The sequence below is a fragment of the Kitasatospora sp. NPDC057015 genome, assembly GCF_042673745.1.
GTDB lineage: Bacteria > Actinomycetota > Actinomycetes > Streptomycetales > Streptomycetaceae > Kitasatospora.
This window is the reverse complement of the sequence record NZ_JBHUSG010000004.1, coordinates 123963-147632: the sequence shown is the minus strand read 5'-3', so window position 1 is coordinate 147632 and position 23670 is coordinate 123963. Positions and strand designations below refer to the sequence as shown.

The following is a 23670-nucleotide window of genomic DNA, read 5'->3' as shown; positions in this document are numbered from 1 at the left end:
TCGTTGTAATTCGCTGGGAGGCGAGTGTGGACACCAACGAGGCCTGGCTGGAGAAGTCGCGGAGCGAGGTCCCGCCCCGAAAACTGGAGAAGCAGATCGCCATCGCGGGCGCGGCCTGCACGGTCTTCGGCCGCGAGGGGTACGCCCGCGCCTCGGTGGACGCCCTCGCCGCGGCGGCCGGCGTCTCGACGCGCACGCTCTACAACCACTTCCCCGGCGGCAAGGCGGACCTCTTCCGAATCGTCGTCACCTGGACGTCCGGCGAGGTGAGGGACGCCCAGCTGTCCCGGATGCGCGCCCTGCTGGATCCCGGGCGTCCGCCGCGCCCCGAGGACCTGGAGCGCGACCTCGTCGCCCTCGCCCGCGCCTTCGTCGGCATGATGACCGACTACCCGAACCACTTCGCGCTGGTCCGCCACATCCACGCCGAGGCCGACCACGTGCCCCCCGAGGTGCTGGCGGCCTGGAAGGACGCCGGGCCCGGCCCGGTCGGCCGTGCCCTCGCCGAGGTCATGACGGACCTCGCGACCGCCGGCCTGATCGACGTGCACGGCGACGCGGCCATGGCGGGCGCCCACTTCATGGCGCTCACCTCGCACGCGATCGTGCAGCTCTCCCACTACGGCGTCCTCCCGCTGCCGAAGGGCGAGGCCGACCGCCTGGTCGAGGGCGGCGTCGCGGCCTTCCTCCGGGCCTACCGGGCGAGGTGATTCGGGCGGGCCCGCACGGGGAGCCCCGGTGGAACGGCCGGCTGCTCGGGCACCTCGTCGATGCGCAGCCGATGGCCCCTCGCCGGCCCGCGCGAGGCAGGACGGGGGCGCCCGCGCGGGCCGCCGTCCTGCCCTCCCGCCGGTTCGAGGGGCGCCACCCGAAGCCCGGCGGAGCGCGTCGCCCGGGAGGTCGCGGCCGGCCGGAGGCGGGATGAGGCCCTGTCAGCGGGTCGTCCCCAGGATTTCTCCCGGAGCTCTCTCCCGTAGCCCTCCCGGGATGGCCCCCGACAAGCAGTCAGGGCCGGTGTCCTGTGAAGGACACCGGCCCTGAGCTGGTGTTACTGGGTCGGGGTGGCGGGATTTGAACCCACGGCCTCTTCGTCCCGAACGAAGCGCGCTACCAAGCTGCGCCACACCCCGGTCCTGCTGGTGTTGCCTCCGTCTCCGGTGCAACGAGTAGAACTCTACCGGACGCTCGCCGGGAGACGAAATCCGATTCCCGGCGAGCCGTCGGCGCAGGTCAGTGGTCGGGTCAGGGGGCTTCGACGAGGGTGAGGAGGGTGGCCTCCGGCGGGCACGCGAAGCGGACGGGGGTGTAGCGGTTGGTACCGCAGCCGGCCGAGACGTGCAGGTGGGACAGGCGGCCGCCGGCCTGGTGGGTGGAGAGGCCCTTGACCCGCTTGGCGTCCAGGTCGCAGTTGGTGACCAGGGCGCCGTAGAAGGGGACGCAGAGCTGGCCGCCGTGGGTGTGGCCCGCCAGGATCAGCGGGTAGCGGTCGGCGGTGAAGGCGTCCAGGACCCGCAGGTACGGCGCGTGGACGACGGCCAGCGAGAGGTCGGCGTCGGGGGACGGGCCGCCGGCCACCTCGGCGTAGCGGTCGCGGCGGATGTGCGGGTCGTCGAGACCGGTGAACTCGATGTCGAGACCGCCGATCGGCAGCCGGCCCCGGGCGTTGGTGAGGTCGAGCCAGCCGGCCGCGTCGAAGCCGTCGCGGAGCTTCTCCCACGGGTTGTGGACGGCGCCGGTGATGCCGCGCCTGCCCGTGCCGTCGGCGTTGTTCAGGCCGTGACTGCCGCTGCGCATCGCGGAGAGGTAGCGGGCGGGGTTCTTGCGGGCCGGGCCGTAGTAGTCGTTGGAGCCGAAGACGTAGACGCCGGGGAAGTCCATCAGGGGCCCGAGCGCGTCCAGGGTGGCGGGGACGCCCAGCGGGTCGGAGAGGTTGTCCCCGGTGTTGACCACCAGGTCGGGCCGGAGTCCGGCGAGGCTCTTCAGCCAGCGCTGCTTCTTCTCCTGCCCGCTCACCATGTGGATGTCGGACACCTGCAGCACCCGGATGGGCCGGGCGCCCTTCGGCAGGACGGGCACGTCGACCCGGCGCAGCCGGAACGAGCGGACCTCGTACCCGGCGGAGTAGGCGAGGCAGGCGGCGCCGGTGGCGGCGATTCCGAGGGGGACGGAGTACAGCGGTCGCATCGCTCCATGCTCTCAGACGGTGGATCAGCCGGTGCACGGCCGGTCGGCCCCGGGAGGTCCCGGGGGTCCCGGGGGTCCCGGGGCCGACCGGGCTCGGCACCGGCCCGCCCGCCCGACCGTGACGTGGGGCGAGGCCGACGGCTCCCGGGCGGCCGCCCTCCCGCTCGGCCTCGTGGAGACGTCCGGTGGTGCGGTCCCGGAGGGCGGGCGGGCACGGAACTGCTTGGCGGAATTCCGCGGCGGCGCTGACCGGCCGGTTAATCCGGGGCGATCCGCTGTGACAGGTGCGAGACTCGGGGCATGACGACGCTCAAGGAGCAGCTGCACGAGGACCTCACGGCTGCCATCAGGACACGGGACGAACTCGTCTCCTCGACCATCCGGCTGACGCTGGCCGCGGTCACCGGCGAGGAGGTGGCGGGCAAGACGAAGCGTGAGCTCTCCGACGACGAGGTGCTGAAGGTGCTCGCCCGGGAGGCGAAGAAGCGCCGGGAGGCGGCGGAGGCCTTCGACACGGCCGACCGTCCCGAGTCGGCCGCGCGCGAGCGCGCCGAGGGCGAGGTGCTCGCGCGCTACCTGCCGAAGCAGCTCGGTGACGAGGAGCTGGCGGCCATCGTGACCGAGGCGGTGGCGGCCGCCGGGGTGAGCGGCCCGCAGGGCATCGGTGCGGTGATGAAGCTGGTGAAGCCGAAGGTGGACGGGCTGGCCGAGGGCGGCCGGGTCGCCGCCGCCGTCCGCGCCGCACTGGCGGGCTGACCCACCCGGACCGGAGCCGGACCGGAGCCCGGACCCGACCGACCATCCGGCCAGGCCCGCCACGCCGCGCCGGACCCGCCGCGCCGGACCCGCCGCGCCGGACCCGCCGTCCGCGGCCACGGTGCCGCCGCAGCACCCAGGAACGCCCGAGGGGGCGCCTCCCGAATCCGGGAGGCGCCCCCTCAGTGCTTGGCGCGGGTCACGCTCGTTGCTTCACGCCGGTCGCTTCCCGCCCGGTGCTCCACGCGGTGGCCGGGCGGGCCGCCGGTCGGCTCAGTGGCCGCCGGGCTTGCCGTTCCCGCCGTTGTTGCCGTTCCCGCCGCCGATGATGCCCGGCGGGAGGGTGAACCCGCCGCCGATCAACCCGCCGGCCGCCGCGGTCGCCGCGTCGCCGTTCGGCGGGGTGCCGGCGGGCGGGGTGGCGTTGGGGTCCGGCTTGGGCGCCGGGTCGGGGATGTTGATGGTGACGAACTCCTGGCGGGGTGCGCCGGCCAGGGCCTGGTTCATGGCCATCTGCCAGATCGGGCCGGGGCCGGTGGCACCGAAGACGGTGTCGAAGTAGTGGCCGCCGATGGTGATGTTGTTCATCTCGACGCCGCCGGCCGGGCCGCCGAGCCAGACCGAGGTGGCGAGCTGCGGGGTGTAGCCGCTGAACCAGGCGGCCTTCTTCTTGTCCGTGGTTCCGGTCTTGCCGGCGATCTTGCGGCCGTCGTCGAGCTGGAGCGCGGCGCCGGTGCCCTTCTCGGTCACGTTGAGCAGGACGGTGTTGAGGGCGTCGGCGGTGCTCTCGGAGAACGCCTGGCTGCAGGTGCTCTGCGGCACGGGGACGTCCTTGCCGTCCACCGTGGTGATCTTGCTGATCGCGACCGGGGTGCAGTACTTGCCGCGGGCGGCGAAGGTCGCGTAGACGTTCGCCATGGTCAGCGGGCTGAGCTCCAGGGTGCCGAGGACCATGGAGGGCACCTCGACGAAGGGGTCGCCCTTGGAGGTCTGGCTGATGCCCAGCTTGTTGGCCATCTGCTTCATCGCGCAGAGACCCACCTGCTGTTCCATCTGCACGAAGTAGGTGTTGACCGACTTCGCCATCGCTTCCTTGAGCTCGTACGGGCCGACCTCGCTCGCCGACTCGTTGCCGACGCTGCGGTCCTTGCCCTTGGCGTTGTTCTTCCAGGTGCCGGCGCAGGTGGTCATCTGCGGGTACTCGATCTTGTTCTCGGACGGGAACGCCTGGGTCGGGGGCATCCCGGACTCCAGCGCCGCCGCCGCCAGGATCGGCTTGAAGGTCGATCCGGTCTGGAAGCCGTTGCCGCCGCCCATCGCCGCGTCGACGTTCAGGTTGACCACGGTCTGGTTCTTGTTCGGGTCCAGGCCGTACGGGCGGGTCTGGGCCATCGCCAGGATGCGGCCGGTGCCCGGCTCCATCATGGTGGCCGCGGCCGAGACCTGGTCGGTGATCTTGACCTTCTTGGTCACCGCGTTCTGGGCGGCGGCCTGCTTGTCCGGGTCGAGGGTGGTGTAGATGTTCAGACCGCCCTGGTCCCAGAGCTTCTTGCGCTCGGCCGCGCTCTTGCCGAACATCGGGTCCTGCTTGACCACGTGCCGGACGTAGTCGCAGAAGAAGCCCATGCCGGCCTGGGCGGTGATGCAGCCGTTCTGCGGGTCCTTGTACTTCAGCCCGAGCGGCGCGGCCTTGGCCTCCTTGGCCTGGTCCGCGGTGATGTGCTTGTTCTCCAGCAGCTTGTCGATCACCACGTTGCGGCGCTTCTGCGCGGCCTCGGGGAAGCGCACCGGGTCGTAGGCCGAGGGGTTCTGCACCAGCCCGGCCAGCATCGCGGCCTCGGGGACGGTCAGGTCCTTGTTGCTCTTGCTGAAGTACCGCTGCGAGGCCGCCTCGACGCCGTACGCCTGGTGCCCGTAGAAGGTGATGTTGAGGTAGTTGGTGAGGATCTGGTCCTTGGTCAGGTCCTCCTCCAGCTTGATCGCGTACTTCAGCTCCTGGATCTTGCGGCCCAGGGTCTTGCGCTGCGCCTCCTGCACGGCCGCCACGTCGTCGCCGGCCTTCTCGACGTTGACGTTCTTCACGTACTGCTGGGTCAGCGTGGACGCACCCTGGGCGGTGGTGCCGCTCTCGGCGTTCTTGCTGGCCGCGCGCAGCACGCCCTTGAGGTCGACGGCGCCGTGCTCGTAGAAGCGGGCGTCCTCGATGTCGACCTGGGCCTGGCGCATGATCGGCGCCATCTGCTCGGCGGTGAGCACGGTGCGGTCGCGCTCGTAGACCTTGGCGATCAGGCCGCCCTTGGCGTCGAAGATCTGGGTCGCCTGCGAGAGCGCCGGGGTCTTGAAGTCGTCCGGGATGTTCGCGAAGCTCTCGGCGGTGTTCTTCGCCGTCAGCCCGAGCGCGCCGACGGCGGGCAGCGCCATGCCGGCCAGCAGCACGCCGGACAGCACGCTGACCCCCAGGAACTTCACTCCGAGCCCCGCCTTGTCGAGCGGTGAGCCACGTCGTTCGCCGCTCGGAGATCCTGGGTTGCCGGGGCGCTGGGGTGCCGTGGGGCGCTTCGGTGCCATGGGGAGAACACTACGTCTCCGAATACCGCACATGGGGGCAGGTGTTCGCCTAGGCTTGTCACAAGCTTGCGACAGCTTCGCTGTGTGAACCTCCTTCACTCTTGTGAGTGATGAGCTTTGCCCGAATTGCCCGCTTATGCGAGGGCTCATACGGGTGTGGCGCCGCCGAATCGGTGACACTCCGTGCCCGCCCGCGTGGCGAGAGTTGTCGGAGTGTTCTTGGCAAGGCCTGCGACCTGCGATCACTCCAACGAGTGAGCTAGCCGGTACCCATAGTCCAATCGGGTCATTCGAGATTGGGCCCGAAGGGGCTGTTGCAACCTGCCGTTCTTCCGTAACGTCCTCAACTGGCAACGGTGAATATGCCGTTGCCGCCGTGGGGGAGCCTCGATTCGGGAGAGGACGGCGCCGGCATGGGCTGGGTAGACGACTGGAGTGCGCAGGCAGCCTGCCGCACTAGTGATCCGGACGAGTTGTTCGTCCAGGGGGCGGCGCAGAACCGCGCCAAGGCGGTGTGCAGCGGGTGTCCGGTTCGCACCGAATGCCTGGCGGACGCGCTCGACAACCGGGTGGAGTTCGGGGTCTGGGGCGGCATGACGGAGCGGGAGCGCAGGGCGCTGCTGCGCCGGCGCCCGACCGTGATGTCATGGCGGCGCCTGCTGGAGACGGCACGCACCGAGTACGAGGAGTCCCTCGCGACCGGTGTGATCCTGACGGACTACGCGCAGGCGGGCTGAGCCCGCGCGGTGCCGCCGGTCACTGCCCGGCGCCGCCGCCGAGCCGCTCGCCGACGGCGCGCAGCCCGTCCAGGTCGTGCACGTCCCCGGGCAGGGCGGCCACCTCGACGATGGGGACGTCGGGGTAGACCGACACGAAGCGGTCCCGGGTGCGCCGCTCCCGGGCCATGACCTGCATCCGTTCGGCGTGCAGCCGCAGGAGTCCGGCGGCCAGGAGCTCGGCTTCGGGGGAGGCCGTCTCGGAGCCGTTCTCCTCCAGCGCCTCGGCGGCCGCGAGCGCGCGCTCGGCGGTGAGCTGCGGCGCGCCCGTGCCGTGCACCCGGTTGAGGACGAGGCCCGCCAGCGGCATCCGGTCGGCCCCCAGCCGGTCGACGAAGTACGCGGCCTCCCGCAGCGCGTCCCGTTCCGGCGCGGCGACCACCAGGAACGCGGTGCCGGGTGCCTTCAGCAGCTGGTACGTCCGGTCGGCACGCTCGCGGAAGCCGCCGAACATCGAGTCCATGGCGCTGACGAAGGTCTGCACGTCGGTCAGCAGCTGGGCCCCGAAGATCTTGCCGAGGGTCCCGGTGAGCAGGCCCATCCCGACGTTCAGGAACTTCATCGCGCTGCGCCCGCCGACCTTGGCCGGTGCGGCGAGCAGCCGGATCACCTTGCCGTCCAGGAAGGACCCGAGCCGGTTCGGCGCGTCCAGGAAGTCCAGGGCGGAGCGGGACGGCGGGGTGTCGACGACGATCAGGTCCCACTCGTCGGCGTCGCGCAGCTGGCCGAGCTTCTCCATCGCCATGTACTCCTGCGTGCCCGCGAAGCCGGCCGACAGGGACTGGTAGAACGGGTTCTCCATGATCGCCTTGGCCCGTTCGGGTTCGGCGTGGGCGAGCACGACCTCGTCGAAGGTCCGCTTCATGTCGAGCATCATGGCCTGCAGCTCGCCCTCGCCGCCGACCCCCTTGACGACGCGCGGGGTGTTGTCCAGTTCGGTCAGGCCCATCGACTGGGCGAGCCGGCGGGCCGGGTCGATGGTCAGCACGACCACCTTGCGACCGCGCTCCGCGGCCCGCAGGCCGATCGCCGCCGCCGTGGTGGTCTTGCCGACGCCGCCGGAGCCGCAGCACACCAGGATCCGGGTGGCCGGGTCGTCGATCAGCCGGTCGACCGCCAGCTCGTTGCCCCGTGCCCGTACGCCGTCCTTCGCGGTGCCCCGCGTGCCGTGGGCCGCGCCCGTGCGCGCGTCGCCCCTGCTGCCGCCCGTCATGCCGCCCCCTGCCGCTTCAGCTCGCCCGCCAGCCGGTACAGGCCTCCGAGGTCCACGCCCTCGCTCAACAGCGGGAGTTCGTACGTCGGCAGCTTGAGGTGCTGCAGGTCGGCCCGCTGCTCCCGCTCCAGTTCGACCCGCTCGGCGTGCTCGCGGGCCTGCTCCAGCAGCGGGTCGATGAGTGGTTCCACCGCGGCCCGGACGGCCGTGCCGGTCCGTGCGCGTCCGCCGAGGCCCGCCTCGCCCAGGGCCACCGCGACCTCCTCGCGGTGGTCGCCGTCCACGGCCGCCACCGCGGCGGCGTCCAGTATCGGCGGCCGGACCATGTTCACCAGCACCCCGCCGACCGGCAGCGCCGCCTCCCGCAGTTCGGCGAAGCCGTCCACCGTCTCCTGCACCGGCATCTCCTCCAGCAGGGTGACCAGGTGCACGGCCGTCTCCGGTGACCTGAGCACCCGCATCACGGCCTGCGCCTGCGAGTGGATCGGGCCGAACCTGGCCAGCCCGGCCACCTCGGAGTTGACGTTCAGGAACCTGGTGAGCCGGCCGGTGGGCGGCGCGTCCATCACGATCGCGTCGTACGCCCGGCGGCCGTCGGTGCCCTTGCGGCGGGCCGCCTCGCAGGCCTTGCCGGTCAGCAGGACGTCCCGGACGCCCGGGGCGATGGTGGTCGCGAAGTCGACGAAGCCGACCTTCTGCAGGGCCTTCCCGGCGCGGCCGAGCTTGTAGAACATGTCGAGGTACTCCAGCAGGGCCTGCTCGGTGTCGATCGCGAGCGCGAACACCTCACCGCCGCCGGACCGCCGGCCGCCGTCCTCGCCCGGGCCGGCCCCGGCGGTCGCACGCCGGGCGCCGGGCGCCGCCGGCAGCCCGAGCTGGGCGCGCGAGACGGTGGCGATCCGGCGCTCCTCGTACGGCAGCGCGGCGATGCCGAAGAGTTCGGCGATGCCCTGGCGCCCCTCGACCTCGATCAGCAGGGTCCGGCCGCCCTCGGCGGCCAGGGCCAGGGCGAGCGCCGCGGCCACGGTCGTCTTGCCGGTGCCGCCCTTGCCGCTGACCACGTGCAGCCGGACGCCCTCCCAGTCGCCGTCCCCCCGGGTGCGCTCCTCCCGGGTGCGGTCCTCAGGCGCGGTGCCTTCCGGCGCGGCGTCCTCGGCCGCGGCGCCGGAGCGCCCACCGGCCGACGGGCCCTCCGTCCGGTGTGGACCGGCCGCCCCACCGGGGTCACGCCGGGCCGCCTGGTCGGGGGTGCCTGCCACGCTCCGTCTCCGTCCGTTCCGAGGGCCGGCACCGCGAGGTGCCCTCCCGCGAGGGTAACCAGGGACCGGGCCCGATGCCGGGAGCATCGGGATGACCGGGTCTGATTCATGCCCTCTTTGTGGCCCACCTCACACCCGCGTCGGGCCGGTGCGGCCCGGCCCGCCGCGCCCGGCACGTCATCGGCGGGCCCGCCGCCTCGTCTAGAGTCAGCCCCATGACCAAGTGGGAATACGTAACCGTGCCGCTGCTCGTCCACGCGACCAAGCAGATCCTCGACAACTGGGGCCAGGACGGCTGGGAGCTCGTCCAGGTCGTTCCGGGGCCGAACCCCGAGCAGCTGGTGGCCTACCTCAAGCGGGAGAAGGCATGAGCCAGGTCGAGACCAAGCTGGCCGAGCTCGGCCTGACCGTGCCCGACGTGGCGCCGCCGGTCGCCGCGTACGTGCCGGCCGTCCGCTCCGGCGAGTACGTGTTCACCTCCGGTCAGATCCCGATGGTGGCCGGCAAGCTGCAGACCACCGGCAAGGTCGGCGCCGAGGTCACCCCGGAGGAGGCCAAGGCGCTCGCGCAGATCTGCGCGCTCAACGCCCTGGCCGCCGTGAAGTCCGTGATCGGTGACCTGGACCAGATCGAGCGCGTCGTGAAGGTGGTCGGCTTCGTCGCCTCCGCCCCCGACTTCACCGGCCAGCCCGGCGTCGTCAACGGTGCCAGCGAGCTGTTCGGCCACGCCTTCGGTGCCGCCGGCGTGCACGCGCGCAGCGCGGTGGGCGTCACGGTGCTGCCGCTGGACGCCCCGGTCGAGGTCGAGATCCAGGTCCGGCTGAAGCCGCAGGCCTGAGACCGGCCGTGCCGCCGTGCCCGGGTGCGGCGGCCCGCCGGGGTCGAGCCGCGCCGCCCGCCGGCCCCGCTCCGGCGGGGCCCGGCGGCCGTCGCCGCGAATCGGCCGCCTCGGCCTCTGTCCAAGCCGGCCTCCGGCTGCGTAGCATCCGGGCATGGATCACCAGGCGAAGCCGCTCCCGATGCCGCCGTCCTGGCCTGCCCGGATCCGGGCGGTCGAGGCGGGCGAGCTGACGCCTCCGGTGCCCAAGCCCTCCGCCACGGTCGTCCTGCTGAGGGACGGCGCCACCGGGCCCGAGGCGTACCTGCTGCGCCGGCGGACCTCGATGGCCTTCGCCGGCGGGATGTACGCCTACCCGGGCGGCGGGGTCGACCCGCGGGACGCCGACGCCGAACTCGGCTGGGCCGGCCCGAGCCCGCAGGAGTGGGCCGCCCGGCTCGGGGTGGACGCGAGCACGGCGCAGGCGGTGGTCTGCGCGGCCGTCCGGGAGACCTTCGAGGAGGCCGGTGTCCTGCTGGCCGGCCCGGACGCCTCCGGTACCGCGCCGCCGCGCGACTGGAGCGCCGAGCGGGCCGCCCTGGAGGCGCACGAGATCTCGTTCGCCGAGTTCCTCCGCAAGCACGGCCTGGTGCTGCGCAGCGACCTGCTGGCCGGCTGGGCCCGCTGGGTCACCCCGGCCTTCGAGGAGCGGCGCTACGACACCTGGTTCTTCGTCGCCGTGCTGCCGCCCGATCAGCTCGCCGCCCTGGAGGTCGGCGAGGCGGACCGGGTCGCCTGGCTCTCGCCGGCCGAGGCCGTCCTCGGCCACGAGCAGGGCCGGTACGGCATGCTGCCGCCGACCGTGACGGTGCTGCGGGAACTGCTGCCGCTGCGCGCGGCCGCCGAAGCCCTGTCCGCGGCGAACGGCCGCGGACTGGACCCGATCCTCGGCCGGGCCGAGGTGGCGGGTGATCGAATGACGGTGCGATGGTCGGGGTATGAAGAGCTGACCATCGACGGACACTACCCCCAGGAAGGACCTTCGCCCGATGAACCACAACGACGTGGATCGCCGGACGGCACCTGAGCTGCCCGCCCGTGCCCTGACCTCCCACACCCTGACGCCCCGTACGCTCGCCCACGACGACGGCGGCCGGAACGGCGAGGAGCCGTGGCTGCGCCCGCTGGTGCGCACCCTCCCCTCGCGACGGCTGCATCGCAGCTGCGAGGGCGGCCGGTGAGCGGTCTTCTCCCGGGTGACCCCGCCGCCGCCGTCGGCGGCGAGGCCACCCCCCGGGCACACTGCGTGCTGGCGCCGAACCCGTCACCGATGACGCTGGACGGCACCAACACGTGGCTGCTCGCCGAGCCCGGCTCGGACCTGGCCGTGGTGGTCGACCCCGGCCCGCTGGACGAGGCGCACCTGCGCCGCGTCGTCGAGACGGCCGAGCGGCAGGGCAGGCGGGTAGCGCTCACCCTGCTCACCCACGGCCACGCCGACCACGCGGAGGGCGCGGCCCGCTTCGCCGAGCTGACCGGCACCAAGGTGCTCGCGCTGGACCCGGCGCACCGGCTGGGCGACGAGGGCCTGCGGAACGGGCAGCGGCTGGAGGTCGGCGGCCTGGACCTGCGGGTGGTCGCCACCCCCGGCCACACCGCCGACTCGCTCACCTTCCACCTGCCCGCCGACGGCGCGGTGCTGACCGGCGACACCGTGCTGGGCCGCGGCACCACCATGGTCGCCCACCCCGACGGGCAGCTCGCCGACTACCTGGACTCGCTGCGCCGCCTGCACACCATGGCCTCCGAGTACGGCGTCCGGACGGTGCTGCCGGGCCACGGCCCGGTGCTCGCGGACGCGCTCGGCGCGGTGGACTACTACCTGGCGCACCGGGCGAACCGCCTGGCCCAGGTGGAGACCGCGGTGGAGGCCGGCTGCCGCACCGCCGAACAGGTGGTGGCCCGGGTGTACGCCGACGTGGACCCGTCCCTGTGGCCGGCCGCCGAGCTCTCCGTCCGCGCCCAGCTGCGCTACCTGGAGGACCACGGCCTGATCTGAGCGCCGGCCGCCCCCGCGCGTGCGGGACGGGCGGCCGCTCCGCGCCCGGTACGCGTGAGGGCCCGCACGCCACCGGCGTACGGGCCCTCACGAGCGGGTGTCAGCGCGAGCGCCGGGACAGCCGCTCGACGTCCATCAGGACCACCGCGCGGGCCTCCAGCTTCAGCCAGCCGCGGCCGGCGAAGTCGGCGAGCGCCTTGTTGACCGTCTCGCGGGAGGCGCCGACCAGCTGGGCCAGCTCCTCCTGGGTGAGGTCGTGGGCGACGTGGATGCCCTCGTCGGACGGCACGCCGAAGCGGCGCGAGAGGTCCAGCAGGGCCTTCGCCACCCGGCCGGGCACGTCGGAGAAGACCAGGTCGGACATGACGTCGTTGGTCCGGCGCAGACGGCGGGCGATGGCCCGCAGCAGCGCGATGGAGACCTCCGGGCGGGCGTGCAGCCAGGGCTGCAGGTCGCCGTGGCCGAGCCCGAGGAGCTTGACCTCGGTGAGCGCGCTGGCGGTGGCGGTGCGCGGGCCCGGGTCGAACAGCGACAGCTCGCCGATCATCTCGCTGGGGCCGAGCACCGCGAGCATGTTCTCGCGGCCGTCGGGCGAGGCCCGGTGCAGCTTGACCTTGCCCTCGGCGACCACGTAGAGCCGGTCGCCCGGGTCGCCCTCGTGGAAGAGGGACTCGCCGCGGGCGAGGGTCACCTCGGTCATGGAAGCGCGCAGCTCGCCGGCCTGCTCGTCGTCGAGTGCCGCGAAGAGTGCGGCGCGCCGCAGAACGTCGTCCACGTGCTTCCTCCTTCTCGGCCGTCGGCCCGTCGGGGCGTCCGGCGCAAGTCCGTACAGTGCTCTGCATCACCAAGCATGGCGCATGTCGCTCCGATCATATGAGGAGGGGGTGCGCCGGGGAGCACTGTACGGGGCCATTCGTACTCATCGGTTACATTTCGGCCCCGCTGGTCAGGGCCCGGGCGGGGCCGCTGGGAGCCCGCCGCCGGTCGGACGGCGGCCGGTCCCCTCGCCCCGCGGCGCCGGGCCCTCGGCGTCCGGATTCGGTGTCGGCCCCGGTGCCCGGGCGCCGGCGGGTCAGCGCTTGGTGCCGTCCACGATCACCGGTGTGCCGGCCGAGCCGCACGGGCTGGCGTAGACCGGGTTCTTCTCGGCCGCCGCCTTGAAGGCCTCGATGCACTGGCTCAGCAGGATCTTGTCGGTCAGCGAGTTGGCGATCGCGGTGTTGGCCGCCGCCTGGCTCTCGGAGTCGATCTTGCGCTTCTCGGCCTCGGCCTTCGCGGTGCGCACCGCGGCCTCGGCCTGGGCGGTCGACTGGTCCTGCTGGATCTTCTGGTCGATCGCCTTCTGCAGGCCCTCGCTGGGCTTGACGTTGCGCAGGTTGACGCCGTTCACCAGGATCCCGCGCGGAGCCAGCCGGGCGGTGATCAGCTTGTCGATCTCGGTGCTGATCGCCTCCCGCTGCGAGGAGTAGCCCTCGACGCTGGTGTGCTTGGCGAAGACGTTGCGGACGATCTCGCGGCTGTCCGGGTAGACCAGGCGCTGCTGGACCGCCTCGGCGCTGCCGGCCAGCTTGTACAGCGCCAGGGTGTGCTCGGCGTCGATCGACCACTTCACGGTGAGGTCGGCGTAGAGCACCCCGCCCTCGGAGGAGCGGACCTCGACCGTGTCGTCGCCGGTGAGGTTGAGGTCGGTCGGCCGGGTCGAGAAGGTGGTCACGTCGGTCAGCGGCGACTTGAGGTGCAGCCCCGACTGCCAGGTGCCGCCGACCTTGCCCAGCGTGGTGGGCACGCCCACGTGGTACGGCTCCACCACGTACGTGAAGGTGCTCAGACCGGCGGCGAGCCCCACCACGGCGGCCAGGCCGCCGCCCACGGCGGCCCACCGGGAGGTCGTCACCCGGCGCCGTCTGAGCACGAGCAGGATCACGCCGGTAACGAGGAACAGGATCGCTATGAAGAGCATCGTCACATCTCTCGGAGTCTGGTGCGGAACGGCCGCAGCCTAGGCAGCGGCGTCCCGACCCGGCGGTGAGTTCGGACGATGTTCATGAAGGTACGGACCATTCGGCCCGCGGCGGCCGGTCCGCACCCGTGCGGGGCGCGGACCGGCCGGGGGATCGAGGTGTCCCGTTGGCGCCGGTCGGCCGGAGCGTCAGAAGTTGATCATGTGCCCGGCGAGGCCGTGCACCGCTTCCTTGACGGCCTCGCCCAGGGTCGGGTGCGCGTGCACGTTGCGGGCGACCTCGTGCACGGTGAGGTCCCACTGCTGGGCCAGGGTCAGCTCGGGCAGCAGCTCGGTGACGTCGGGCCCGATCAGGTGGGCGCCGATGATCTCCCCGTACTTCGCGTCGCTGATCAGCTTCACGAAGCCGGTGGCGTCGCCGAGGCCGTGCGCCTTGCCGTTCGCGGTGAACGGGAACTTGGCGACCTTGACGTCGAAGCCCTGCTCGCGGGCCTGCGCCTCCGTCCAGCCGAAGCTGGCGATCTGCGGCTGGCAGTAGGTGGCGCGCGGGATCATCGGGTAGTCGAGCTCCATCGTCTCGGCGTCCGCGATCGTCTCGGCGGCGACCACGCCCATCGCCTCGGCGGTGTGCGCGAGCATCAGCTTCGCGGTCACGTCCCCGATGGCGTAGATGTGCGGCACCGAGGTGCGGCAGCGGCCGTCCACGTCGATCGCGCCGCGCTCGGTGAGCCGCACCCCGGTGGCCTCCAGGCCGTAGCCGGTGACGTTCGGCGCGAAGCCGATCGCCTGCAGGACCTTGTCGGCCTCCAGCACCCGCTGCACGCCGTCCTTGCCGGTGACGGTGACCCGCACCTGCGGCCCGGACTCGTCGATCGACTCGACCCGGGTCGAGGTCAGGACGTCGATGCCGAGCTTGCGGTACTGCTTGGCCAGCTCCGCCGAGACGTCCGCGTCCTCCAGCGGCGCGATCCGGTCCAGGAACTCGACGACGGTGACCTTCACCCCGTAGTTGTGCAGCACGTACGCGAACTCGATGCCGATGGCGCCCGCGCCGGCGATCACGATCGACCGCGGCACGTCCTCCGCCAGGATCTGCTCCTCGTACGTGACGACCCGCTCGCTGCGGCTGGTGCCGGGCAGCAGCCGGGGCGTCGCGCCGGTGGCGATGATGCAGTCGCCGAAGCCGATCGTCCGGGTGCTGCCGTCCGACAGGGCCACCTGCAGCGTGTTCGCGTCCAGGAAGGTGCCGCGGCCGTCGAACTCGGCTATCCCGTTCTTCTTCATCAGGTAGTGGACGCCCTTGACCCGGCCGTCCGCCACCCGGCGGCTGCGCTTGAACGCCTCGGTGTAGTCGAAGGTGACCTCGCCGTCGACCTTGATCCCGAAGGTCTTCGCCTCGTGGGTGAAGATGTGCGCCAGCTCGGCGTTGCGCAGCAGCGCCTTGGTCGGGATGCAACCGACGTTCAGACAGACGCCGCCCCAGTACTTCTCCTCGACCACCGCGACGCGCTTGCCCAGCTGGGCGGCGCGGATCGCGGCCACGTAGCCGCCGGGGCCCGCGCCGAGTACGACGACGTCGAACTGCTCGTCCATGGGGAGTTCCTTCCGATGAGGGTTGGTCCAGCCGAGGGGTGGTTCGGCGCCGGCCGGTCCGGCTGTCCACCGTTCGACTGCGGCGGCTCGGGACACCGTCCAGCCCAAGAAGATCACACCCCGCCCGGCGGCGGCGAGGAGAAGGCCGATCCCCGGCCAGCCACCGGCGTGCCCCGGCCACCGCGCGCCGTCGCCCCGCACCGGACGAGCCCGGCCGACCCGGACCGGCCCCCGCGCGGGCCGCGGGCACCGGTCGCAATCGGCTCCGATCGGCCGCACCACCGGCGTAGCCTTCGTGCATGGCAGAGAGCAAGGTCCGGAAGCCGGCGGTGAAGGCCGCGGCCAAGCCGGCGGCGAAGACGGCGAAGCCGAGGAAGCCGGAGTCGCAGCTGGCGATGGTGCGACGGGCGCGGAGGATCAACCGGGAGCTGGCGGAGCTGTATCCGTACGCGCACCCGGAGCTGGACTTCGAGAACCCCTTCGAGCTGCTGGTGGCCACCGTGCTGTCGGCGCAGACGACGGACCTGCGGGTGAACCAGACCACGCCGGTGCTGTTCGCGAAGTACCCCACTCCCGAGGACATGGCCGCGGCCGTCCCGGAGGAGCTGGAGGAGATCATCCGGCCGACCGGCTTCTTCCGGGCGAAGGCCCGCTCGCTGCTCGGTCTCTCCGCCGCCCTGCGGGACGACTTCGGCGGGGAGGTGCCCGGCCGCCTGGAGGACCTGGTCAAGCTGCCCGGCGTCGGCCGCAAGACCGCCAACGTCGTCCTGGGCAACGCCTTCGGGGTGCCCGGCATCACCGTCGACACCCACTTCGGACGGCTGGCGCGGCGCTTCGGCTGGACGACCGAGGAGGACCCGGTGAAGGTCGAGGCGGCGGTCGCCGAGATCTTCCCGAAGTCCGAGTGGACCATGCTCTCGCACCGCGTGGTCTTCCACGGGCGGCGCGTCTGCCACTCCCGCAAGCCGGCCTGCGGGGCCTGCGCGATCGCCCCGCTCTGTCCGTCCTACGGGGAGGGCGAGACCGACCCGGAGAAGGCACGGAAGCTGCTGAAGTACGAGCTGGGCGGGCAGCCCGGCCAGCGGCTGCGACCGCCGGCCGGATACCCGGGGCAGGCCGCCGCGCCCGGGCCGGCGGCCGGCGGGCAGGGCGCGGACGGGCAGGGCACGGACGGGCCGGACCCGGACGGGCCGACGGCGGGCGGCGAGCAGGTGGAGGTCGCGTGAGCATCCCGATCGAGCGGGAGGGGCTGCCCGCCTGGCTGCTGCCCGTCCGGGACGCGGCCGAGACCGTCCGGCCCGAGCAGCTGAGCCGGTTCCTGCCGCCGCCCGAGGGCGGCCGGCCCTCCGCCGTGCTGATGCTCTTCGGGGAGGGGGCCGCCGGGCCGGACCTGCTGCTGATCGAGCGGGCCCGCTCGCTGCGCTCGCACGCCGGGCAGTCGTCCTTCCCCGGCGGCGCACTGGATCCGGAGGACGGCGACCCGGACGGGCCCGGGCCGGTGGCCGCCGCGCTGCGGGAGGCCCGCGAGGAGACCGGCCTGGACCCCTCGGGGGTGCAGGTGTTCGCCACCCTCCCCGCCTTGTACATCCCGGTGAGCCGGTTCGTCGTCACCCCGGTGCTCGGCTGGTGGCGCCGGGAGAGCCCGGTCGCCCCGGTGGACCGGGCCGAGACCGGAGCGGTGTTCCGGGTGCCCGTCGCCGAGCTCACCGACCCCGCCAACCGGGCCAGGCTCCGGCACCCCTCGGGCCACCTCGGGCCGGCCTTCGCGGTCGCCGACCGGCTGGTCTGGGGCTTCACGGCCGGTGTGATCGACCGGGTGCTGCACCACAGCGGTCTGGAGCGCCCCTGGGACTCCACCCGGACGCTGTCCCTCTCCGAGGAGGCCATCACCCTCGCCCAGCGCGGCCTCGGCCCCGCCCGGGCCCTGCTGCGCGACACCCCCGCCACGGGATAGCGGTGGCCCGCTCGCCTCGTCCAGGGTTGTACGGGCGACGGTCGGGGCAGGAGCGGGGCACCGAGCCTGGTGCCCGCCCGGCCCGACGCCGTGGGAGGGTGTCCGGGTGAACGTCCTGGATCTGCTGTTGATCGCCGCCGCCATCGGCTTCGCCGTGTCCGGGTACCGGCAGGGATTCGTGGTCGGCGTGCTGTCGGTCCTGGGGTTCCTCGGCGGCGGACTGATCGCCGTACAACTGCTCCCGCTGCTGCTCAGCCACCTCAGCCCGGGCACCACCGCCTCGGTGGTCGCCGTGGTGGTGGTGATCGTGCTGGCCGCGGTCGGGCAGGCCGTCACCACCCACTTCGGCTGGAAACTGCGCGGCCACATCGACCGCAAGCCGGCCAAGGTGCTGGACGCCGCCGGCGGTTCGGTGGTCAATGTGATCTCGATGCTGCTGGTCGCCTGGCTGATCGGCTCCGCGCTGGCCGGAACGTCACTGCCGACCGTCTCCAAGCAGGTCAGGACGTCCGCCGTGCTCGGCGGGGTGCAGGACACCCTGCCGGCCGACGCCCCCAACTGGTTCTCCGACTTCTCCAAGGCGCTGGCCCGCAACGGCTTCCCGCAGGTGTTCAACCCCTTCGAACACGAGCCCATCACCGAGGTGTCGCCGCCCGACCCGGCGCTGGCGGCCGGCCCGGCGGTGGCCAAGGCCCGGCAGTCGCTGGTGAAGGTGGTCGGTACCGCGACGTCCTGCGGCAAGACCCTGGAGGGCAGCGGGTTCGTCTACGCCCCGCACCGGGTGATGACCAACGCCCACGTGGTGGGCGGCGTCGACGAGCCCACCGTCCAGATCGGCGGCGTCGGGCAGCTCTACGACGCGACCGTGGTCAGCTACGACTGGCAGCGCGACATCGCCGTCCTGGACGTCCCCAAGCTCACGGCGCCGCCGCTGACCTTCGCCGGCGAGGCCCGCACCAACGACAGCGCCATCGTCGCGGGCTTCCCCGAGAACGGCGCCTTCAACGTGCAGCCGGCCCGGATCCGCGGCCGGATCCAGGCCAACGGCCCGGACATCTACCACCGCGGCCAGGTCGTCCGCGACGTCTACTCGGTGCGCTCGCTGATCCGCCAGGGCAACAGCGGGGGGCCGCTGCTGACCCCGGACGGCCAGGTGTACGGCGTGGTCTTCGCCAAGTCGCTGGACAGCGCCGACACCGGCTACGTCCTGACGGCCGCCGAGGTCCGCGGGGACGCCGACCGGGGCGCCACCGCCACGGCCAGGGTCGACACCGAGGGCTGCGCGCTCTGACCCGGTGGTGCCCGCCGGGGGAGTCGCGGTGCCCGCTCCGGGAGCCACGAGGCCCCTCCACGGCTCGGCCGGCGGCGCGCAGGCGTGCACGGTGCCCCGGGCGGGTATCCGGGGTTCGGGCGCGGCCCGCCGGCGCGCACGACGGGGCCGGCAGGGGACGGGGCCAGCAGGGCACGGGGACGGCAGGGCACGGGGACGGCACGCGACGGAGGCGGTAGGCATGACGGGAAGTACGCGATGACCGGGAGCACGCCATGATGGGTCACTCGCACGCGGTCAGCGGCGCGATGCTGTACGCGGCCTCGGCGCCGTTCCTCCCGCCGCTGCTGCTGCACACCACGCTGCAGCCCGCCGACATACTGATGGGCACGGTGCTCTGCGCCGGCGCGGCCCTGCTGCCGGACCTCGACCACCACGACGGGACGATCGCCAACTTCCTGGGCCCGATCTCCAAGCTGCTCTGCCGCTTCGTGGCCTGGATCTCCGGCGGGCACCGGCACGCCACCCACTCACTGCTGTTCGTCGCCCTGATGGGCGCCGGCAGCTGGGCGGGCGTGACGTTCCTCGGCCGCAACTTCACCCTGGGACTGACGTTCTTCCTGCTCGCGCTGGCGATCCGGGCGCTGCACCTGCACCCGCCGGGCGACGGGCCGGCGACGTGGATCATCATCATCGGGCTGGCCGCGCTGGGTACGGCCGGCCTGAACAGGTGGATGCCGAACGCGCCGGGCTGGCTGCCCTACGCGGTCGCGCTCGGCACCCTGGCGCACCTGCTCGGTGACTGCCTCACCAAGAAGGGCGCGCCGCTGCTCTGGCCGCACAAGGAGCGCTACGAGCTGGTCCTGATCAAGCGCAGCGGCAACGGCGTGGAGACCAAGCTGCTGGTGCCGCTGATGTCGCTGGCGACCTTCGTCCTGCTCTGGTTCACGGTGCTGTCGCCGGGCTTCATCGGCTGACCGCCCGCCGTGCCTGCGGCACGGCGGGCGGTGCTCCGGCGGGTGGCGTCAGGTGGGCGGTGGTGCGGCGCGGGCCGGTCAGGTCTCGCGCCGCAGTCGGGCGCCGACCCAGCGGGCCCGGCGTCCGATGATGCGCGGGATGCCCAGCTGGTGCGGGCCGCCCCGGCGCTCCGGCCCGTCGTGGGTGAGGTCGTCCGCCCAGGCGGACCGTCGGGCGAGGCCCTGTGAGCTGTGGCTGGTACGGCGTCGGCTGCGCGGCGCTGCGCTGCGATCGGGCATCCAGGTCATACCGGATGGATGCCCGTGGGCCGTGCGGAGTAACCGCCCGGCGGGTATCGGCTTGGCCTATGCGTTTGTCATATGAGCCCACCATTGCGGTAGTTGACTCCTGACCCGGCGCCAGGCGGCGGTCCCGTGCGGCCGGGCCCCGCGAGCCCCGCCGCGCCCCGTACGGCCGGCCTGACCCCCGGTACGGCCGGTACGGCCCTGCGACGACGGGCCGCCCCCGCCGCGGTCGTACCGGACCGCCAGGCGTCACTCCCGCTCGTACCGGACCGCGGGGTGTCCCTCCCGGTCGTACCGGACCGCCGGGCGGCGCCGCCGCGGGCGTGCGGCGGCCGAACGGTCAGTCCTTGTGCTGCCCGATCCAGTCGATCAGCTCCGCCGAGAACTGCTCCGGCACCTCCTCGTGCGGGAAGTGGCCGACCCCCGGCAGCAGCCGCCACCGGTACGGCGCCTTCACGTACTCGCCGCCGCCGAGGGCGGTGTGCGACAGCAGCACCGGATCCGCCGCGCCCTGGACGTGCAGCGTCGGCGCGGTGATCGCCTTCTTCATCCGGCGGGCGAACTGGATGCCGTCCGGGCGGGCCATCGAGCGCAGCAGCCAGCGGTAGGGCTCGATGGAGCAGTGCGCCGTGCTGGGGATCTGGATCGCCTGCCGGTAGGCGGCGACCGCGGTCCGGTCCAGCTGGTTCGGGCCCGTCCAGGCGTCGAGGTAGCGGCCGACCAGCGCCGCGTCGTCGGCGACCAGCCGGCGTTCCGGTATCCAGGGGCGTTGGAAGCTCAGCACGTGCTCGAACGCGGCCAGCTGGCGGCGGTCCGTCAGCAGGGCCCGGCGCAGGTCCCGCGGGTGCGCCGCGGAGACCGCGGTCAGGCTCTGGATCACCGAGGGCCGCATCACGGCCGCCACCCAGGACAGCGTCCCGCCGGAGGCGTGGCCGACCAGGTGCGCCCGCCGCTCGCCGAGCGAGCGGATCACCCCGGTGATGTCCAGGGCGAGGTTGCCGGGGTCGTAGCCGCGCGGGGTGCGGTCGCTGCCGCCGATTCCGCGCAGGTCCAGCGCGACGGCCCGGTAGCCGGCCTCGGCCAGGGCGGTCATCTGGTGCCGCCAGGCCCACCAGTACTCCGGCCAGCCGTGCACCAGCAGCACCAGCGGGCCCTCGCCGAGTTCGGCGATGTGGAACCGGGCGCCGTTGGCCGCGAGGTCGCGGTGCGTCCACGGCCCGGGCTGCCGGATGCTCCAGTCGCCGCCGCCGAGGCCGGCTCCCGGGCGGGTGCTTTCCGGGCCGGTGCCTCCCGGGACGACGTCGCCGGGGGCGTCACCGGAGGTCGGCTGCGACGGCCGGGGCTGGGGCTGGGGCACGGGCTTCTGGTCGAGCGGCATAGCGAGAGCGTGTCATATCCGCGCGCCGGACACGTGCCCGGCACTCGTACCGGTCGCGCCCGATGCGTCCGGCCCCCACCCGGGCCGGGCCCCCGGTGGGCCGGGTGCCCGCTCCGGCCGGGTCAGGGGCGGCGGCCCAGGGCCCGGTCGATCTCCTCCTTGGTGGCGGGTCGCGGCCTGGCGTTCTTGAGGACCTCGGCGGTCGCCTGGGCGCCCTCGATGGTCCGGCGCGGCGGCTCGATCTTCTTGAAGGAGCGCAGCGCGAGCAGGCCGAGTACGGCGGCCAGGACGAGGTAGGCGCCCGCCACGATCAGGAACGACCAGCCGAGCGTGATGCCCAGCGCGTGCAGCCCGAGGGCGGCCGCGGCGCTCAGCATCGGGACGGCGGCCAGCGCCACCACGCCGGCCACGCCCAGCGAGACGCCGCCGGAGACACCGCGCTTGACGTCCTGCCTGATCTCGGCCTTGGCCAGGGCGATCTCGTCGTGCACGAGCGCGGACAGGTCGGCGGTGGCCGCGGCGAACAGCTCCCCGACCGAACGCTCGCCCTCGTAGGGCGCCCGGCCGTTGATGGACGGGTCTGCGGCTCCTGCGGGCATCAGTGGTCTCCTCTGGGGCATCCGTGCACTGTCGACAGCTCAGAATCATGCCCCTACCGGCGAGTCGGGCACCACTCCGGGGGCCCGGCGGAGCGGCGTGTCCGTCCGGCGCATACCCGGGCGGCGTCCGGGGTACTCCCGGGGCCCGGCGCGGTGGGCCGGTGCGCCCACGGCCGGACGGGCGCGCGGCGCGGTGCGGTGCGGGTCACTCCGGAGGGTCCGGCCGGTGACCCGTCCGGGCCTGCCAGGCCGGGTCGTCCTGCTGGTAGACGTCGGGGACGCCGTCGTCGTCCGTGTCGGCGTTCTCCTCGTCGACCAGCTCGCGGTAGTGCCGGTTGCGCAGCTTGATCAGGACGGTGGCGGCCGTCGCGCACACCAGCGAGCCCACCAGCACGGCGGCCTTCGCCCGGTTGGCCAGCGCCTCGTCGTCCTCGAAGGCCAGCTCGCTGATCAGCAGGGAGACGGTGAACCCGATGCCCGCCAGGGTGGCGACCGCGAACAGGTCCGCCCACTTGAGCTGCGGGTTCAGCTCCGCCCGGGTGAATCTGGCGGCCAGCCAGGTGCCGCCGAAGACGCCGATGGTCTTGCCCGCCAGCAGGCCGACGATGATCCCGAGCGGGGCGGCCTGGGTGAAGACCTGGGCCAGGGCCGAGCCCGAGATCGTCACCCCGGCGGCGAGCAGCGCGAAGACCGGTACGGCGAATCCCGCCGAGACGGGCCGCACCAGGTGCTCGATGTGCTCGCCGGGAGACTGCTTCTCGCCGTCGACCCGGTGGCAGCGCAGGATCAGGCCCATGGCCACGCCGGCGACCGTCGCGTGGACGCCGCTCTCGTGCATCAGCGCCCAGATGACGAAGGCCAGCGGCAGGTACAGGTACCAGCCGTGCACCCCGCGCCGGTGCAGGAACCAGAACAGCACCAGGCCGGCGAGGGAGAGCCCGAGCGCCCAGAACCTGATGCCGGAGCTGTAGAACACCGCGATGATCAGGATCGCGATGAGGTCGTCCACCACCGCCAGGGTGAGCAGGAACGCCCGCAGCGCGGAGGGCAGGTGACTGCCCACCACGGCCAGCACGCCGAGTGCGAAGGCGATGTCGGTGGCCGTCGGGATCGCCCAGCCGCCCAGGTGGCCGCTGGTCGCGTTCACCGCGGCGTAGATGACCGCGGGCAGGGCGACACCGCAGACGGCGGCGACCACCGGCAGCGCGGCGGCGCTGGGGGTGCGCAGCTCCCCGGCGACGAACTCGCGCTTGAGCTCGATCCCGGCCACGAAGAAGAAGATCGCCAACAGCCCGTCGTTGGCCCAGGTGCCGAGGCTGAGGTCCAGGTGGAGGGGGGTGGACGGGCCGACGGTGTGGTCCACCACGCTCTCGTACCCGGCCGGCCAGACGTTCGCCCAGATCAGGGCGATCACCGCGGAGAGCAGGAGCAGGATGCCGCCGACCGTCTCGGTGCGCAGCGCGTCGGTGATGTACGTGCGCTCGGGGAGGGACAGCCTGCCGAGGAACTGGCGGCCTCGGGGCGTCGGCTCGGGGGGCGGCTGGCTGGCCACGCGGGACCTCCTGGGGCGGGGACGGCATGTGGATGCACCTGTGGTGCAGTGCCGACCAGACTTCCCGGCGCGCCCTGTGACCCGTCCAAGATCTTGATGGGTCTTCGACAGTCTAGAGGCCGCAGCTAGGAGATATCCGTTTTGCGCATTTTAGGACGATCGCTCCCGTGGGTCGGGGAACCTCGACCCGAATGGCGGCGGGCGCATGCAGTCGGGTGATGCCGTCCCTATCGTCGGTCGAGGGCGCCACCCGACCGGGGTGGCGCCCTGATCGAAACGAAAGGCACCACATGCCCAGCGCGGAAGCGGACGGCCCCGACGCCGTGCCGCACGCCATAGCCGGCGGCGAGGGCGCGCGGAGCGTCCCGCCCCTGTTATCCGCCCACTCCGGGACATCCGCCCACTCCCGGACCACCCACACCCGGACCGCCGACCTCCGGACCGCGGACACGCGGACCTCCGACACCCGC

The 23670-nt window shown here is 73.1% G+C and carries 23 protein-coding genes and 1 tRNA gene; 12 read left to right on the top strand and 12 right to left on the bottom strand.

The genetic code is table 11. The features are described 5' to 3' along the window. Positions 1 to 26: 26 nt before the first annotated feature. The gene (locus ACFTWP_RS05480; RefSeq protein ID WP_380262948.1) at positions 27 to 710 is read left to right on the top strand and encodes a TetR/AcrR family transcriptional regulator; all 684 of its coding nucleotides are present in this window, start codon (positions 27 to 29) and stop codon (positions 708 to 710) included. A gap of 346 nt (positions 711 to 1056) precedes the next feature. On the opposite strand, the gene ACFTWP_RS05475 is transcribed toward ACFTWP_RS05480, so the two are convergent. Then, positions 1057 to 1130, bottom strand: a tRNA-Pro gene (locus ACFTWP_RS05475). Positions 1131 to 1242: 112 nt separating this feature from the next. Then, positions 1243 to 2184, bottom strand: a complete 942-nt coding sequence (locus ACFTWP_RS05470; RefSeq protein ID WP_380262947.1) for a metallophosphoesterase — start codon at positions 2182 to 2184, stop codon at positions 1243 to 1245. A gap of 300 nt (positions 2185 to 2484) precedes the next feature. Between ACFTWP_RS05470 and ACFTWP_RS05465 the strand changes: the two genes are divergently transcribed. Beyond that, on the top strand, positions 2485 to 2940 hold the full coding sequence (locus tag ACFTWP_RS05465) for a GatB/YqeY domain-containing protein (protein ID WP_380262946.1): 456 nt from the start codon (positions 2485 to 2487) through the stop codon (positions 2938 to 2940). A 273-nt stretch (positions 2941 to 3213) separates the two neighbouring features. Here the strand turns inward: ACFTWP_RS05465 and ACFTWP_RS05460 are convergent, their stop codons facing one another. Next, positions 3214 to 5409, bottom strand: coding sequence for a transglycosylase domain-containing protein (locus ACFTWP_RS05460; RefSeq protein ID WP_380262945.1), 2196 nt, complete (start codon positions 5407 to 5409; stop codon positions 3214 to 3216). 512 nt (positions 5410 to 5921) lie between these two features. Between ACFTWP_RS05460 and ACFTWP_RS05455 the strand changes: the two genes are divergently transcribed. After that, positions 5922 to 6245 (top strand): WhiB family transcriptional regulator, encoded by a 324-nt coding sequence (locus ACFTWP_RS05455; RefSeq protein WP_033333275.1) that lies wholly within the window; start codon positions 5922 to 5924, stop codon positions 6243 to 6245. 19 nt (positions 6246 to 6264) lie between these two features. Here ACFTWP_RS05455 and ACFTWP_RS05450 read toward each other — a convergent pair whose 3' ends face one another. Together ACFTWP_RS05450 and ACFTWP_RS05445 are read right to left on the bottom strand one after the other, a co-directional pair. Next, on the bottom strand, positions 6265 to 7497 hold the full coding sequence (locus tag ACFTWP_RS05450) for an ArsA family ATPase (protein WP_380262944.1): 1233 nt from the start codon (positions 7495 to 7497) through the stop codon (positions 6265 to 6267). Next, positions 7494 to 8564, bottom strand: a complete 1071-nt coding sequence (locus tag ACFTWP_RS05445; RefSeq protein ID WP_380263088.1) for an ArsA-related P-loop ATPase — start codon at positions 8562 to 8564, stop codon at positions 7494 to 7496. Before ACFTWP_RS05445 ends, ACFTWP_RS05450 begins: the two co-directional genes overlap by 4 nt. A gap of 407 nt (positions 8565 to 8971) precedes the next feature. On the opposite strand from ACFTWP_RS05445, the gene ACFTWP_RS05440 reads away from it, so the two are divergent. The 5 genes from ACFTWP_RS05440 (at position 8972) to ACFTWP_RS05420 (ending at position 11632) form a co-directional block, all read left to right on the top strand. Beyond that, entirely contained in the window at positions 8972 to 9127 is a 156-nt protein-coding gene (locus tag ACFTWP_RS05440) for a DUF4177 domain-containing protein (RefSeq protein WP_190211199.1), read from the top strand. Next, positions 9124 to 9594: a RidA family protein gene (locus tag ACFTWP_RS05435; RefSeq protein ID WP_380262943.1), complete on the top strand. Its 471-nt coding sequence runs from the start codon at positions 9124 to 9126 to the stop codon at positions 9592 to 9594. The genes ACFTWP_RS05440 and ACFTWP_RS05435 overlap by 4 nt, the downstream gene beginning before the upstream one ends. 154 nt (positions 9595 to 9748) lie before the next feature. Next, positions 9749 to 10660 carry an NUDIX hydrolase gene (locus ACFTWP_RS05430; RefSeq protein ID WP_380262942.1) on the top strand — a complete coding sequence of 304 codons (912 nt, stop codon included), beginning with the start codon at positions 9749 to 9751 and terminating at the stop codon, positions 10658 to 10660. Beyond that, a complete protein-coding gene (locus tag ACFTWP_RS05425; RefSeq protein ID WP_380262941.1) occupies positions 10623 to 10814 on the top strand; it encodes a hypothetical protein in 192 nt (63 codons plus the stop codon). Before ACFTWP_RS05430 ends, ACFTWP_RS05425 begins: the two co-directional genes overlap by 38 nt. After that, a complete protein-coding gene (locus ACFTWP_RS05420) occupies positions 10811 to 11632 on the top strand; it encodes an MBL fold metallo-hydrolase (RefSeq protein WP_380262940.1) in 822 nt (273 codons plus the stop codon). Before ACFTWP_RS05425 ends, ACFTWP_RS05420 begins: the two co-directional genes overlap by 4 nt. Positions 11633 to 11732: 100 nt before the next feature. Here the strand turns inward: ACFTWP_RS05420 and ACFTWP_RS05415 are convergent, their stop codons facing one another. The 3 genes from ACFTWP_RS05415 to lpdA all read right to left on the bottom strand — a co-directional run bounded on the left by ACFTWP_RS05415 (position 11733) and on the right by lpdA (position 15185). Further along, a complete protein-coding gene (locus ACFTWP_RS05415) occupies positions 11733 to 12407 on the bottom strand; it encodes a Crp/Fnr family transcriptional regulator (RefSeq protein ID WP_073924653.1) in 675 nt (224 codons plus the stop codon). Between the two features lie 297 nt (positions 12408 to 12704). Further along, positions 12705 to 13592 (bottom strand): SPFH domain-containing protein, encoded by an 888-nt coding sequence (locus tag ACFTWP_RS05410; RefSeq protein ID WP_380262939.1) that lies wholly within the window; start codon positions 13590 to 13592, stop codon positions 12705 to 12707. Positions 13593 to 13781: 189 nt separating this feature from the next. After that, positions 13782 to 15185: a dihydrolipoyl dehydrogenase gene (gene lpdA / locus ACFTWP_RS05405; RefSeq protein ID WP_380262938.1), complete on the bottom strand. Its 1404-nt coding sequence runs from the start codon at positions 15183 to 15185 to the stop codon at positions 13782 to 13784. Between the two features lie 299 nt (positions 15186 to 15484). Here lpdA and nth point away from each other — a divergent pair, with 299 nt between their 5' ends. The 4 genes from nth (at position 15485) to ACFTWP_RS05385 (ending at position 19386) form a co-directional block, all read left to right on the top strand. Then, positions 15485 to 16411 (top strand): endonuclease III, encoded by a 927-nt coding sequence (gene nth / locus ACFTWP_RS05400; RefSeq protein WP_380262937.1) that lies wholly within the window; start codon positions 15485 to 15487, stop codon positions 16409 to 16411. Then, on the top strand, positions 16408 to 17139 hold the full coding sequence (locus ACFTWP_RS05395; protein ID WP_380262936.1) for an NUDIX hydrolase: 732 nt from the start codon (positions 16408 to 16410) through the stop codon (positions 17137 to 17139). Before nth ends, ACFTWP_RS05395 begins: the two co-directional genes overlap by 4 nt. A 106-nt stretch (positions 17140 to 17245) precedes the next feature. Further along, on the top strand, positions 17246 to 18430 hold the full coding sequence (locus tag ACFTWP_RS05390; RefSeq protein ID WP_380262934.1) for a MarP family serine protease: 1185 nt from the start codon (positions 17246 to 17248) through the stop codon (positions 18428 to 18430). Positions 18431 to 18684: 254 nt separating this feature from the next. Continuing rightward, complete coding sequence (locus tag ACFTWP_RS05385) at positions 18685 to 19386, top strand: metal-dependent hydrolase (RefSeq protein WP_380262932.1); 702 nt, start codon at positions 18685 to 18687, stop codon at positions 19384 to 19386. 78 nt (positions 19387 to 19464) lie between these two features. Here the strand turns inward: ACFTWP_RS05385 and ACFTWP_RS05380 are convergent, their stop codons facing one another. From ACFTWP_RS05380 to nhaA, 4 genes are all read right to left on the bottom strand, one after another. Then, entirely contained in the window at positions 19465 to 19674 is a 210-nt protein-coding gene (locus ACFTWP_RS05380; protein ID WP_380262930.1) for a hypothetical protein, read from the bottom strand. A 337-nt stretch (positions 19675 to 20011) separates the two neighbouring features. Then, a complete protein-coding gene (locus ACFTWP_RS05375) occupies positions 20012 to 21049 on the bottom strand; it encodes an alpha/beta fold hydrolase (protein WP_380262928.1) in 1038 nt (345 codons plus the stop codon). A gap of 122 nt (positions 21050 to 21171) precedes the next feature. Next, positions 21172 to 21648, bottom strand: coding sequence for a phage holin family protein (locus ACFTWP_RS05370; protein ID WP_380262926.1), 477 nt, complete (start codon positions 21646 to 21648; stop codon positions 21172 to 21174). 205 nt (positions 21649 to 21853) lie between these two features. Then, on the bottom strand, positions 21854 to 23200 hold the full coding sequence (nhaA, locus tag ACFTWP_RS05365; RefSeq protein ID WP_380262924.1) for a Na+/H+ antiporter NhaA: 1347 nt from the start codon (positions 23198 to 23200) through the stop codon (positions 21854 to 21856). Between the last annotated feature and the right edge of the window lie 470 nt (positions 23201 to 23670).